This window comes from Allobosea sp. NPDC055594 (assembly GCF_053618995.1).
Window position 1 is genome coordinate 54468 of sequence record NZ_JBSHIO010000017.1, and the last position, 12460, is coordinate 66927.

14 protein-coding genes are annotated in these 12460 nt (G+C 66.6%); 12 read left to right on the forward strand and 2 right to left on the reverse strand.

Annotation, left to right across the window (positions count from 1 at the left end; all coding sequences use genetic code 11):
- Positions 1-2: 2 nt before the first annotated feature.
- The 7 genes from ACWGRX_RS23535 to ACWGRX_RS23565 are packed head-to-tail and all read left to right on the forward strand — an operon-like array spanning position 3 to position 6816.
- Positions 3-881: a dihydroorotate dehydrogenase electron transfer subunit gene (locus tag ACWGRX_RS23535; protein WP_291634966.1), complete on the forward strand. Its 879-nt coding sequence runs from the start codon at positions 3-5 to the stop codon at positions 879-881.
- On the forward strand, positions 878-1840 hold the full coding sequence (locus tag ACWGRX_RS23540; RefSeq protein ID WP_452119547.1) for a dihydroorotate dehydrogenase: 963 nt from the start codon (positions 878-880) through the stop codon (positions 1838-1840). The genes ACWGRX_RS23535 and ACWGRX_RS23540 overlap by 4 nt, the downstream gene beginning before the upstream one ends.
- The gene (locus tag ACWGRX_RS23545; protein ID WP_452119548.1) at positions 1837-3132 is read left to right on the forward strand and encodes a Zn-dependent hydrolase; all 1296 of its coding nucleotides are present in this window, start codon (positions 1837-1839) and stop codon (positions 3130-3132) included. The genes ACWGRX_RS23540 and ACWGRX_RS23545 overlap by 4 nt, the downstream gene beginning before the upstream one ends.
- Positions 3129-4223, forward strand: a complete 1095-nt coding sequence (gene pyrC, locus ACWGRX_RS23550) for a dihydroorotase (RefSeq protein WP_452119549.1) — start codon at positions 3129-3131, stop codon at positions 4221-4223. The genes ACWGRX_RS23545 and pyrC overlap by 4 nt, the downstream gene beginning before the upstream one ends.
- The gene (locus ACWGRX_RS23555) at positions 4220-4900 is read left to right on the forward strand and encodes an orotate phosphoribosyltransferase (protein WP_452119550.1); all 681 of its coding nucleotides are present in this window, start codon (positions 4220-4222) and stop codon (positions 4898-4900) included. Before pyrC ends, ACWGRX_RS23555 begins: the two co-directional genes overlap by 4 nt.
- A 45-nt stretch (positions 4901-4945) precedes the next feature.
- Positions 4946-6463 (forward strand): aspartate ammonia-lyase, encoded by a 1518-nt coding sequence (locus ACWGRX_RS23560; RefSeq protein WP_452119551.1) that lies wholly within the window; start codon positions 4946-4948, stop codon positions 6461-6463.
- A 47-nt stretch (positions 6464-6510) separates the two neighbouring features.
- On the forward strand, positions 6511-6816 hold the full coding sequence (locus ACWGRX_RS23565) for a hypothetical protein (protein ID WP_452119552.1): 306 nt from the start codon (positions 6511-6513) through the stop codon (positions 6814-6816).
- Positions 6817-6982: 166 nt separating this feature from the next.
- Here ACWGRX_RS23565 and ACWGRX_RS23570 read toward each other — a convergent pair whose 3' ends face one another.
- The gene (locus ACWGRX_RS23570; protein WP_452119553.1) at positions 6983-7201 is read right to left on the reverse strand and encodes a hypothetical protein; all 219 of its coding nucleotides are present in this window, start codon (positions 7199-7201) and stop codon (positions 6983-6985) included.
- A gap of 173 nt (positions 7202-7374) precedes the next feature.
- Positions 7375-7860 (reverse strand): hypothetical protein, encoded by a 486-nt coding sequence (locus ACWGRX_RS23575; RefSeq protein ID WP_452119554.1) that lies wholly within the window; start codon positions 7858-7860, stop codon positions 7375-7377.
- Between the two features lie 722 nt (positions 7861-8582).
- Here ACWGRX_RS23575 and ACWGRX_RS23580 point away from each other — a divergent pair.
- From ACWGRX_RS23580 to ACWGRX_RS23600, 5 genes are all read left to right on the forward strand, one after another.
- A complete protein-coding gene (locus tag ACWGRX_RS23580; RefSeq protein WP_452119555.1) occupies positions 8583-9482 on the forward strand; it encodes a GNAT family N-acetyltransferase in 900 nt (299 codons plus the stop codon).
- Positions 9483-9564: 82 nt separating this feature from the next.
- Entirely contained in the window at positions 9565-10554 is a 990-nt protein-coding gene (gene dusA, locus ACWGRX_RS23585; RefSeq protein WP_452119556.1) for a tRNA dihydrouridine(20/20a) synthase DusA, read from the forward strand.
- Between the two features lie 14 nt (positions 10555-10568).
- Complete coding sequence (locus ACWGRX_RS23590) at positions 10569-11027, forward strand: PaaI family thioesterase (protein WP_452119557.1); 459 nt, start codon at positions 10569-10571, stop codon at positions 11025-11027.
- 116 nt (positions 11028-11143) lie between these two features.
- Positions 11144-11977 carry a sulfite exporter TauE/SafE family protein gene (locus ACWGRX_RS23595; RefSeq protein ID WP_452119558.1) on the forward strand — a complete coding sequence of 278 codons (834 nt, stop codon included), beginning with the start codon at positions 11144-11146 and terminating at the stop codon, positions 11975-11977.
- Positions 11978-12054: 77 nt separating this feature from the next.
- Positions 12055-12459, forward strand: a complete 405-nt coding sequence (locus tag ACWGRX_RS23600) for a GNAT family N-acetyltransferase (RefSeq protein WP_452119575.1) — start codon at positions 12055-12057, stop codon at positions 12457-12459.
- Position 12460: the final 1 nt, after the last annotated feature.

A 12460-nucleotide genomic window follows, 5' to 3' on the forward strand; every position in this document is an offset into this window, starting at 1 on the left:
CCATGTCGATGCAACCGCTTCACCAGGGCTCGCTCGCCGCCACGACAGGCGGCGCGGGAGCCGCGGCTTCCTGCGCCTCCTGGAAGGCCAGCGTCGTCGCGGAACTCGCCGAGGTCGTCTCGCATGAGGCGGTCAACGGCGAATACCGCCACCTCGTCGTCCGCTGCAGCGCCGAAGCCGCTGCGGCCGAGCCGGGGCAGTTCTTCCAGCTGCTCTGCCCCCAGCCGGTCGGCGAGCAGCCCTTCCTGCGTCGCCCGATGAGCCTCTACGGGGCGGATCCGAAGAAGCGCCAGGTCGAGTTCCTCTACAAGGTGACGGGCGCCGGCACCCGCGGCCTCGATACGCTGCGGGTCGGCGACCGGCTCGACATCATGGGGCCGCTCGGCACGGGCTTCGTCCTCGATCCGTCCTGGCGCAGCATCGTCGCGGTCGGCCGCGGCGCCGGCCTTGCGACGCTCGCTCCGCTGGCGAAGGCGGCCAAGGCCAACGGCACACGCGTCACCGCGGTGTTCAGCGCCCGCCGGCCGGACCTGCTCGTCTCGGTCGATCTCTTCCACAGCCATGGTGCCGACGTCATCGCCGTCACCGATTCCGAATCGACCAGCGGTCCGGCCAATGTCGAGCGCATCCTGCGCCGGCTGATCGCCGACGGGGCCTGCGATGCCTTCTTCACCTGTGGCTCGAGCCGGCTGATGCGCGTGCAGCAGCGGTTGGCGCAGGAATTCGGCCTGCCCGGCCAGGTCGCGATGGAGCAGCAGATGGCCTGCGGAATCGGGCTCTGCTACTGCTGCGTGCGCGACTTCAACGTCAATGGCGAGATCGTCAACCGGCGCGTCTGCTGGGACGGCCCGGTCTTCGACCTGATGGAGGCGCTGCCATGAGCCTGACGTCGGAGATCGATCTCTCGGTCGCCATTGGCGGTCTGACCCTGCGCAATCCGGTCATGCCGGCCTCCGGCACCTTCGCCGAAGGGCTGGAGAAGGTGATGGACTTCAACCGGCTCGGCGCCTTCGTCACCAAGACGATCACCCGCGAGCTGCGCGCCGGAAACCCGCTGCCGCGCGTCGTCGAGCGGCCGGGCAGCCTGATCAATGCGATCGGCATCCCCTCCAAGGGCGTGCGCTATTTCGTCGAGCAGACGATGCCGCATTATGCGGCCTATGACACGCCGCTGGTGGTGAGCATTTCGGCGCCGACCGCCGAGGGCTTCGCCAGCCTCGCCGCCGAACTCTCGATCCCTGGCATCGCCGCGATCGAGGCCAATATTTCCTGTCCGAACATCGAGGAGGACGGCAAGGCCTTCGCGATGCGCGCCGAATCCACCGAGAAGGTGACGCGGCAATTGCGCGAGGCGACGAACCTGCCGCTCTGGGTCAAGCTGACGCCCAATACCGGCGACGTGCCGGAGGTGGCGCGTGCCGCGGAAGCCGCCGGCGCCGATGCGGTGGTGGTCGCCAACACGATTCTGTCGATGGCGATCGACCTCAAGACCTTCAAGCCCTGCCTCGGCAACATTATGGGCGGGCTCTCCGGCCCGGCGATCAAGCCGATCGTGCTGCGCCAGGTCTTCCAATGCGCCAAGGCGGTGAAGATCCCGGTGATCGGCTGCGGCGGCATCTCCACCGCCGAGGACGCGATCGAATACATGCTCGCCGGCGCCAGCGCCGTGCAGGTCGGCACCGCGACCTTCCTGCAGCCGGCGGCGATGACCACGATCATCGACGGTCTCAGGAGCTTCTGCCTGCATCGCGAGATCCCGCGCATCACCGATCTGATCCGCGGCGTCGTCATCGAGGAAGCCGACGAGCCGGACCTCGCCTGGCTGGATCCCGTATCGTGACCGCGCACCCCGCCAATCTGAGCAACGTCTTCAGTGGTGACGAGGGCGACCGCGTCCTGTCCGAGGCCCTGTTCGACGCGCTGCGCGAGGCGACGGGCGACGGTGTCGGCATCACCCGCGAGGCCTATAGCGAGCGCGAATCCCTGGCGCTCGACCTCGTCGAGGCCAAGGCGCGCGAACTCGGGCTTATCACCGAGCGCGACGCCGGCGCGAATCTGGTGGTGACGCTGGAAGGTGCCGAGCCGGAGCTGCCCTTCCTGGCCTGCGGCTCGCATCTCGATTCGGTGCCGCAGGGCGGCAATTTCGACGGCGCCGCCGGCGTCATCGCCGGGCTCGCCATCCTCGCCCGCTTCAAGGAGGAAGGCTTCGTGCCGCGCCGGACCATCAAGGTCTATGCGCTGCGCGGCGAGGAAAGTGCCCGCTTCGGCAAGGCCTATATGGGTTCGAGCGCGCTGTTCGGGAAACTCACCGCCGCCGATCTCGCGGTGCGCGACCATGCCACCGGCCGAAACCTGGCGCAGTGCATGGCCGATATCGGAGTCGACATGGCCCGGGTCGAGAAGGGCGAGCCCTTGCTCGACCCCGCGACCGTCGCGGCCTGGATCGAGCTGCATATCGAGCAGGGACCGGTGCTGGTCGCGCGCGATCTGCCGGTCGGCATCGTCACCGGCATCCGCGGCAATGTCCGCCATCGCAGCGTCGAATGCCTCGGCGAGGCCGGCCATTCCGGCGCGGTGCCGCGTTGGCTCCGGCGCGACGCGGTCTTCGCGACGGCCGAGCTGATCACCCATCTCGACCGGCATTGGCGCACCCTGCTGGAGCGCGGCCGCGACGTGGTGGTGACGGCCGGCGTGCTCGGCACCGACCCGCAGGAGCACGCCATCGCCCGGATTCCCGGCAAGGTCAGCTTCTCCTTTGAGGTGCGCAGCCAGAATCGCGAGACGCTGGAGGCGTTCTACGACCTATTCCTCTCGGAGTGCGGGCTGGTCGGCGAGGAGAGGGGGGTCGAATTCAGCTTCGACCGCCGCCTCGAATCGGCCCCGGCGGTGATGGATGCTGGCTGGATCGCCCGGCTGAAGGCGGCGGCGCGCGGACTCGGCCTTCCCGACGAGGAGATTCCGAGCGGCGCCGGCCATGATGCGGCGGTCTTCGCCAATGCCGGCATCCCGAGCGCGATGATCTTCGTGCGTAACGAGCACGGATCGCATAATCCCAGGGAAGCGATGGCGATCGATGATTTCCTAGCCGGCATTGCGGTGATGCGGGCGGCCATCCGGGAGGCGGTACAATGAGCGTTTCGCAACTCTTCGACGGTGCGCCGGCTGCGGATGCGGAGGCGCCGGTTTCGCTCACCATTCGCCGGCCCGACGACTGGCACGTCCATCTGCGCGACGGCGCCATGCTGAAGGCGGTGCTACCGTTCACCGCCGCCCAGTTCGCCCGCGGCATCATCATGCCGAACCTCGTGCCGCCGGTGACGACCATCGCCGCGGCAGCCGCCTATCGCGAGCGCATCCTCGCCGCCCGGCCCGAGGGCTGCGATTTCATCCCGCTGATGACCTGCTACCTCACCGACACCACCGTGCCGGACGAGATCGAGCGCGGCTTCCGGGAGGGCGTCTGGGCCGCCGCCAAGCTCTATCCGGCCGGCGCCACCACCAATGCCCATCACGGCGTCACGAATATTCCCAAGCTCGCTCCCGTGCTGGAGCGCATGGAGAAGATCGGCATGCCTGTCCTCGTCCATGGCGAGGCGACCGACCCGGCCGTCGACATCTTCGACCGCGAGGCCGTGTTCATGGAGCAGGAGATGCTGCCCCTTCTGAAGCGCCATCCCGGCCTCAAGGTCGTGATCGAGCATGTCACCACAGCCGAGACGGTCGCGATCGTCCGGGCTCATGCCGGGCGCGCCGCCGGCACGATCACCCCGCACCATCTGGTCATCAACCGCACCACGCTCTTCCAGGGCGGCCTGCGTCCACATCTCTATTGCCTGCCGGTCGCCAAGCGCGAGAGCCACCGCCTCGCCCTCTGCGAGGCCGTGACCTCCGGCGATGCCTGCTTCTTCATCGGCACCGACACCGCCCCGCATCTGCGCGGCGCCAAACAGGCCGAGTGCTGCTCGGCCGGCGTCTTCGGCGGCGCCACCGCGCTGCAGACCTATGTCCAGGTCTTCGACGAGGCGGGCGCGCTCGACCGCTTCGAGGCCTTCGCCTCCGAGAATGGCGCGCGCTTCTACGGCCTGCCGCTGAACGAGGGCACCATCACCCTGGAGCGCAAGCCGAGCCGGGCGCTCGCCGCGGTCGAGGTCGAGGACAGCGAGGTCGTGATCTTCCGCGGCGCCGAGAACCTGCCCTGGTCGATCGGCGAGGTGCGTCCGTGAGCGCCGGCGAGATCGGCGAGGCGGTCGCCCGGCTGCTGTTCCGGGCCGGCGCCATTCATGTCAGCCGCCAGCAGCCCTATGTGCTCGCGGCCGGCTGGGCGAGCCCGGTCTATGTCGACGTTCGCCTGTTGCTCGGCGATCCGCAATTGCGCCGCGCCGTCACCGATCTCGCCGTCCGCTATGCCGAGGCGGCCTTTCCCGCCGGCAGCTTCGATGCCGTCGTCGGGGCCGAGACCGCCGGTATTCCCTTCGCGGCCTGGTTCGCCGACCGCACCGGGCTGAAGCTGCGCTATGTCCGCAAGCGCCCGCTCGGCGTCGGCCGCAATGCCCAGGTCGAGGGCGGCCCGGTCGATGGGCTGCGCGTGCTCCTGGTCGACGATCTGACCACCGATGGCGGCAGCAAGCTCGGCTTCGCCCGCGGCCTGCGCTCTGCCGGCGCCAGCGTCGAGCACATCCTGACGATCTTCTATCACGACGTCTTTCCGGGCGCCGGCGAGCGCCTGCAGGAGGCCGGGCTTTCCCTGCACCCGCTCGCCACCTGGGCCGATGTGCTGCGTGCCGATGCCGGCAAGGAGCTCGCGGCCGAGGATCGTGCCGAGATCGAGCGCTTCCTGGCCGATCCCGTCGCCTGGTCGACCCGCCATGGCGGCCGCGTCAGCCTTTCCCCGCGCGTCTGACACGCAGGGCCTGTGATGAAGCCCAGATCCCGCAAGGATTCCGCCATGGCCGATGCCGCAGCAGCAACGCCGATCACCGCGCCGCCGCAGGCCGACAGCGTCCAGCTCGCGACGACGCAGACGATCGCGCTCGCCGAGGTCAAAACCCGCCGCGAGCATGATCTGCTCGGCGAGATCGACGTGCCGGCCGACGCCTATTGGGGCGTGCATACGCTGCGCGCCGTCGGCAATTTCCCGATCACCGGCGTGCCGGTCGGTCATTTCCCGGAATTCGTGCGGGCCTTGGCCCTGGTCAAGCAGGCGGCGGCGCGCGCCAATCGCCGCCTCGGCAATCTTCCCGCCGCCAAGGCGGACGCGATCGAGCGCGCCTGCGATCTGATCGCGCGCGACGGCCGCTTCCACGACCAGTTCGTCGTCGATGCCGTCCAGGGCGGGGCCGGCACCTCGACCAATATGAACGCCAACGAGGTCATCGCCAACGTCGCGCTCGAGCTGATGGGCCAGGCCAAGGGCGACTACGCCGCGCTCCATCCCAATGACGACGTCAACATGGCGCAGTCGACCAACGACGCCTACCCGACGGCGCTGCGCCTCGCCGTGATCTTCGCCACCGAGCCGATGATCGCGGCGCTGGACGAGCTCGCCTTCGCCTTCAAGGCCAAGGCGGTCGAGTTCGCCGATGTGCTGAAGATCGGCCGGACCCAGCTCCAGGACGCCGTGCCGATGACGCTCGGCCAGGAATTCGACGCCTTCTTCGCCACGATCAAGGAGGATGTCTCGCGGCTGCGCGAGGCGGCGGCGCTGTTTCGCGAGGTCAATCTCGGCGCGACCGCGATCGGCACCGGCATCACCGCCGATGCGCGCTATGCCTCACTCGCCATCGAGGAACTGGCCCGCGCCGCCCGCCAGCCCATGGTGCCGGCGACGAACCTGATCGAGGCGACCTCCGACATGGGCGCCTTCGTGCTGTTCTCCGGCGTGCTGAAGCGCGTCGCGGTCAAACTCTCCAAGATCTGCAACGATCTGCGCCTGCTTTCCAGCGGCCCGCGCGCCGGCTTCAGTGAGATCCGGCTGCCGGCGGTGCAGGCCGGCTCCTCGATCATGCCGGGCAAGGTCAATCCGGTGATCCCGGAAGTGGTCAACCAGGTCGCCTATCTCGTCATCGGCCACGACCTCACCGTGACGCTCTGCGCCGAGGGTGGTCAGCTCCAGCTCAACGCCTTCGAGCCGACCATCGGCTATTGCCTGCTCTCCTCGCTGCGCCATCTCACCGCCGCGGTGACGACGCTGACGACGCGTTGCGTCACCGGCATCGAGGCCGATCGCGAGCGCTGCATGGCGCTGGTCGAGGACTCGATCGGCCTCGTCACGGCGCTGGGGCCGCGGCTCGGCTACGAGGCCTCCTCGCGCGTGGCGCGCCGCGCCCTCGCCGAGAAGCGCAAGGTCGCCGAGATCGTGCTCGAGGAAGGCCTGCTCAGTCGTGCCGAGCTCGACGAGCTCCTGAAGATCGAGGCGATGACGGCCCCGTCGCGCCCGAAGCCCGCCGGAAAGGCGCGGGCCTGAACGATCGGCCGCCGCACAATCGGACGGCCGCCTACCCGGAGAGGATGATGAACGAGCTGTTGAACTGGCTGCTCCAGCAGAAGGGCAGCATGAATACCTATCTCGAATTCCAGGGCCGCGCCCTCGAACTGCGCGCCGCCGAGCCCGAGCATGCCGCGCTGCTGCGCCTGCTCGCCGATCTGGCCGGCCGTTTCTCTGAAGCCTATGATCGCCGCCCGTTGCCGCTCGACGTCGCGGAGAGCGCGCTGCAGCAGCTCACCGGACTGATCGAGCAGGCGCTCGCTCCAGGCGCTGCCGATCCGGCGGACCGGCTTGCCCTGCTCAACCGGATCGGCGCCGCCGAACTCGCCTGAGGCGACCGCCTTCGAGGCCCGCCCTGGCGGCGATACCGACCATGCAACCCGGCCCTGGCCGGGTTGTTTGCAGCCGGGCTCATCACCAGCCGGTTTCGGGCCTGTTCGAATTCGCTGAGGCGTGGCGCGCGCGGCGCTCAGATGGCGAGAAGCGGGTTCGTCCGTTTCATCGCCAGGAGGAAGATCCGCTGCAGCTCGGGCGCGTTTCAAAAGGCTCGATCACAGCCTTTCCTCTGACGATGACTATGCGCTCTTTGACGCCATCGACGCGGAAGCGAATGACGCCTTCGCCTCGGGCCTCGTCCATGATGTAAGCTGGCAAGCCGGCGCGCAGCGTCTTTTCGATCGATCGCGCGGAAAATTGCTTCAACTGGTCTTCGTACATAGGCGACTCCACCGGCGGCGAGAGCAGGCTACGTCGTAATCCTCGCCATTATGGTGATCGCCAGGAACGGAACAAGAGCGAAGACTGCAAACGCAGCCTTGGCATCTTTGCATGACAATGGGGTGACCGACCGCGCAGCTGAGCCTGCTGTCAAGGGATTGGTCGCGCCGACCTCAATGCACCGTGGCTGTGTCTTCCTCGTCCGGCTCGATCAGCTTTTCCAAGCCGAGTTCTTCAAGCCCTTCGGTGAACTCGGCGAAGGCCGCAGCATCAGTCGCGAACTGCTCTTCCCACACGATCGAGTCTCCTTCGTCGTCGACCAGTTCCAACGTCCAGCTGTCGCTGTCTGGGAACCGGTAGATCTCGATCTGCACCGTCAGTCCATCGCTGGTGAAACTCCGGCAAAGGGCCGAACGGATGATGTCTGGGGAATCTGTCATGTCCGAAAGGTAGTGGTCGCAACGCGGAGGTTCAACCGAGCGGAATGGTCCCCGGGGGAAGGTTGGTGCCATCCAGGTGACGACAATCAAATTTCGGCTTGCGGCGTAGGCGGGCGGCGTGTCTTTCTGTGGTTTAGAATTCGTATAAACCTGTTTATATAAGTTAAATTTGTATAAATATCTGATTTTATTTTCAAAATAAATTATATATAGCTTCATGAATTCTCTTAATTATTGTTTCGATGACGCATAAAGTAAAGAAAGCTTCTGATTGTTTCAATTTTGTCACCGTGTCGCATCGATCTCAATAGGCGAGGGCGGCCGGATGAGCATTTCCGAGATCCAGCGCTTCCACACTGATCTGAGGTCCGGCGCCGTGCTGCGCGCGGCGAGGTCCGCCGAGGCTCCGAAACGGAGCTCTCAGACGCTCGCGGGCGTCGTCCATGGACGGGAGCTTGGTCGACGGCGTCGCGGAATGTCATCTGCCGCTGCGACGACGCCCGGCTCGGAAGGCTCCGCCTCCCGCTTCTTGCTCCGGGCGTCCCTCTCGCGCCGCATGCGATTGCGCCATACAGGCGGCTGCTCCGTCTTTTCGACGACCGCGCCTGTTGCAGCATCGGCGCCCGCGTTACGGCATCTGCTGAAACTGCTGTCGAGAACCGGAAAAACGGCAAGGAACGAGACATCAGCAGGCGCGATCTTGACCGAAACGCCCGTGAAACACGGCATTACGGCCTTTACTGAGCGGCTTCGCTTCTCTGTCCCGCGATGATGGATTGGACGGACTGAACGAGGTTGTTAGAATGTTCCGGTAGGCTGCCGGGCTCCAATCTTCATTGCGATGAATCCTGTGACCGACGACTGCTCCCAAGACGCATGATCGTCGCGCAGCTGCATCGGTTTGGTGCGCTATCACCGTAGCCCGCGAGAGGATGACGCTTATGCCGCTCGTCTTCCGACCCGCCTGTGCTGATGATTTGCAGCAGGCCCAGGAACTCGTCGTTCGCAGCATCAATGATCTGACCGAACGTCATGGATTTGGACCGATGGCCAGCGTGCGGCGCCCGGTTTTTCAATTGTTTTCACTCAAGGATGATCCCGACGGCCTATGGGTCGCGGAAGCCGGCGGCGAGATTGTCGGCTTCGCGTTCAGTTGGGCGTGCGGCGATCTGTGGTTTCTAGCGGAGCTTTTCGTCGCGCCTGGTCAGCAAGGTCGCGGCGTTGGCAATAAGCTGCTGGCCCATACTCTCGATCATGCCAGAAAATCGAAGGCCACCAACAGAAGCCTCATCACGTTCACATTCAATGTCGTTTCGCAGGGTCTCTATATCCGACATGGCTTGCTGCCGCGCCTGCCGATCTACTTTTTCAGCGGTGCCAGTTCCGGGCTGACCGCCAATCAGCCGGGCGCCAAGCTCCACTGCGTCGCCATCGAACCTTCGCCCTCGCATCGCAACATTTTGGCGCAACTTGATGTAAGCGCCTTGGGGGTCTCGCGCGAGAAGCATCACCGCTATCTTCTGGACGACGCCTCGATGAAAGGCGTTCTCCTCCACGACGGTAGCGATTGCGTTGGCTACGCTTACGTCTCGACGACCGGTCACATCGGCCCCCTGGCGGTCGCGCAAGCGGACCATATGGGCGCTGCCTTCGCGACCGCGCTGGACTTGGCGGCAGCCGGCGGTTGCGCGCATGTGTCAGCGTTCCTTCCCGGCCCGAGCGAAGCTCCCGGTGTCGCTCTCAAGCACGGGATGCGGATTACTTTTCCCATGGTTCTGGTTTCGACGCGCGAATTCGGCGATTGGAGGCGGTATCTTCCGCGAAATCCGGGCTTCATGTGACGGATTCCGGCGGTCGCCGACAATAGGCCAACAGAACTTGCTCATCGTTGCGCTGGACGAACAAAACGTATAAGCCGCTGAAATGGAATGGAAATTCTGCATTGCGCCGATGATGGATTGGACCGACCGGCATTGCCGGGTGGTCCATCGCCTGATGTCGCGTCGCGCCCTGCTATACACGGAGATGGTGACGGCGCAGGCGGTGATCCGCGGCGACCGGCAGCGGCTGATCGGCTACGACACCTTCGAGCACCCGGTCGCCTTGCAGCTCGGTGGCAATGATCCGGCACTGCTGGCCGAGGCGGCGAAGATCGGCGCCGATTTCGGCTATGACGAGATCAACCTGAATTGCGGCTGCCCCTCGGACCGTGTCCAGGGCGGGGCCTTCGGCGCCTGCCTGATGCGCGAGCCCGAACTGGTCGGCGATTGCGTCGTGGCGATGAAGGCGGTCGTTTCCATTCCCGTCACGGTGAAGTGCCGCATCGGCGTCGACGATCAGGACCCGGAGGTCGCGCTCGACGCTCTGACCGCCACGGTCCGCGCTGCGGGCGTCGATGCCTTGATCGTGCACGCCCGCAAGGCCTGGCTGCAGGGGCTCTCGCCCAAGGAGAACCGCGAGATTCCGCCGCTCGACTATGAGCGGGCCTATCGCCTGAAACGCGCCAATCCCGATCTGCCGGTGGCCCTCAATGGCGGCATCCGCGCGCCCGCAGAATGGCTGCCGCATCTTGCCCATGTCGACGGCGTGATGCTCGGCCGCGAGGCCTATCAGAACCCGGAAGTGCTGCTCAGCGTCGATCCGCTGCTGTTCGGCGAGGCGGCGCCGGTCGCCGACGCCTTCGAGATGCTGGAGGCGCTGGAGCCGTTCATCGCGGCGCATCTCGAGCGGGGCGGGCGCCTGCATGCCTTCACCCGCCATCTCGTCGGGCTCTTCCCCGGCCGACGCGGCTCGCGCCTGTTCCGCCGCCATCTCGCCGAGCATTGCGTCGGCGCCGGTGCCGGCCTCGCCGATCTGCGCGCCGCCATCGCGCATGTCGAGCGTGAGGCGGCTTCCGCGATCGCTGCCGAATGAACGAGACCTTCCCGATGACGGGTGCACCTGCCGCTGTCGATTCCGCGCTGGTCGCGCGGATCGAGAGCAGTTTCGTCAAGCAGACCTTCATGACGACGCTCGGCGCCCGGCTGGTGCGCGTCGGGCCGGGCGAGGTCGAGATCGCCCTGCCGGTCTCGGCCCATCTTTGCCAGCAGCACGGCTTCGTCCATGCCGGCGCAGTCTCGACCATCGCCGACAGCGCCGCCGGCTATGCCGCGCTCACCGCAATGCCGGAAGGCGCCGGCATCCTCACCGCCGAGTTCAAGATCAACCTGCTGGCGCCCGCGACAGGTGATGAATTGCGGGCGCTCGGCAAGGTGGTGAAGGCCGGGCGCACCCTGACCCTCGCCACCGCCGAGGTCTTCGCGGTCTCCGGCGAGGCGCGCAGGCTCTGCGCCATGCTGACTGCGACCTGCATGACGATCACCGGCCGCGAAGGCATCCGGGACTGAGCCGGATCCGCCGACGAGAAAAAGCGCCCCGGCGCATGGCGGCTCTGCCCTGCCAACCTTGCCCTTTTTCGGCAAATCCCTAAGAGCAGCCCGAACTTTCCCGGATCGGAAGCGCTATGATCGCCGGCATTCCCCTGAACGACCTGATCTTCCTCGCGGTCTCTCTGGTCGCGGCCGGCGCCGTCACCGGCCTGCTTGCGGGCCTTTTCGGCGTCGGCGGCGGCGCAGTGATCGTGCCGGTGCTGTACGAGGTCTTCCGGGTCATCGGCGTTCCCGAGGAGGTGCGCATGCCTCTCGTCGTCGGCACCTCGCTGGCCGTGATCATCCCGACCTCGATCCGTTCCTACCGCGCGCACTTCGCCAAGGGCCTCGTCGACACCTCAATCCTGCGGATCTGGGCGCTCCCGGTGATCCTCGGTGTCGGCTTCGGCAGTCTGATCGCGCGCTACGCTCCGCCGGACGTGTTCAAGGCGGTCTTCGTCGCGGTCGCCTTCGCCAGCGCCATGCGCCTGCTCTTCGCCTCCGACCGCTGGAAGCTCGGCGACGACATGCCCGGGCCCTTCCTGATGCGGATTTACGGGCTGATCATCGGCGTGCTCTCGGCCCTGATGGGGATCGGCGGGGGGCAGCTTTCCAGCCTGTTCATGACCTTCTACGGCCGCCCGATCCACCAGGCGGTCGCGACCTCCTCCGGGCTCGGCGTGCTGATCTCGATCCCCGGCGCGCTCGGCTACATCTATGCCGGCTGGCCGAAAATGGACATTCTGCCGCCGCTCTCGCTCGGCTATGTCTCTTTTATCGGCTTCCTGCTCTTCATCCCGACCTCGATCTGGACGGCGCCGATCGGCGCGCGCCTGGCGCACCGGCTGTCGAAGCGCAAGCTCGAAGTCGCCTTCGGCATTTTCCTGCTGGTGGTCTGCGCCCGCTTCTTCTGGTCGCTGGTCTTCTGAGCAGGCGAAGAACCGTGCTCTCGATCCGCGCCGGCATCGAAGCCGATCATCCGGCGCTCGCCCGGCTGATGGCCGAGATGCAGGCGCATTATCGCGTGCCATGCCCGTCTGATGCCGAGATCCGGGCTGGGCTTGCGGGCCGCCCGGCCGGAGCCGAGCTCCTGGTCGCGACAGACGGAGATGCGCTCGTCGGTTTCGCCGCCTTCGCGGCGATCTATCCCGGGCCCGGCCTGCGGGCCGGCTTCTTCCTGAAGGAGCTCTATGTCGCGCAGGCAGCGCGGGGCCTCGGCGCAGGGCGCCGCCTGATGGCCGAGCTGGCGCGTCTCGCCCTGGCGCGCGGCTTTGGCCGTGTCGACTGGACGGCGGCCCGCGACGATGTCCGCCTGCTGGACTTCTATGAAAGCCTCGGTGCTTCGCCGCAGCCGGAGAAGGTCTTCTTCAGGCTGAGCGGCGAGGAACTTCGCCGTCTCGCAGCGGAGTGAG

Coding starts and splice junctions, on each gene's coding strand:
- ACWGRX_RS23575 (WP_452119554.1), bottom strand. CDS start 7,860: ATGAAGCTATATATAATTTATTTTGAAAATAAAATCAGATATTTATAC.
- ACWGRX_RS23595 (WP_452119558.1), top strand. CDS start 11,144: ATGATCGCCGGCATTCCCCTGAACGACCTGATCTTCCTCGCGGTCTCT.
- ACWGRX_RS23540 (WP_452119547.1), top strand. CDS start 878: ATGAGCCTGACGTCGGAGATCGATCTCTCGGTCGCCATTGGCGGTCTG.
- ACWGRX_RS23580 (WP_452119555.1), top strand. CDS start 8,583: ATGCCGCTCGTCTTCCGACCCGCCTGTGCTGATGATTTGCAGCAGGCC.
- dusA (WP_452119556.1), top strand. CDS start 9,565: ATGGAATGGAAATTCTGCATTGCGCCGATGATGGATTGGACCGACCGG.
- ACWGRX_RS23565 (WP_452119552.1), top strand. CDS start 6,511: ATGAACGAGCTGTTGAACTGGCTGCTCCAGCAGAAGGGCAGCATGAAT.
- ACWGRX_RS23535 (WP_291634966.1), top strand. CDS start 3: ATGTCGATGCAACCGCTTCACCAGGGCTCGCTCGCCGCCACGACAGGC.
- ACWGRX_RS23560 (WP_452119551.1), top strand. CDS start 4,946: ATGGCCGATGCCGCAGCAGCAACGCCGATCACCGCGCCGCCGCAGGCC.
- pyrC (WP_452119549.1), top strand. CDS start 3,129: ATGAGCGTTTCGCAACTCTTCGACGGTGCGCCGGCTGCGGATGCGGAG.
- ACWGRX_RS23590 (WP_452119557.1), top strand. CDS start 10,569: ATGACGGGTGCACCTGCCGCTGTCGATTCCGCGCTGGTCGCGCGGATC.
- ACWGRX_RS23600 (WP_452119575.1), top strand. CDS start 12,055: ATGCAGGCGCATTATCGCGTGCCATGCCCGTCTGATGCCGAGATCCGG.
- ACWGRX_RS23570 (WP_452119553.1), bottom strand. CDS start 7,201: ATGTACGAAGACCAGTTGAAGCAATTTTCCGCGCGATCGATCGAAAAG.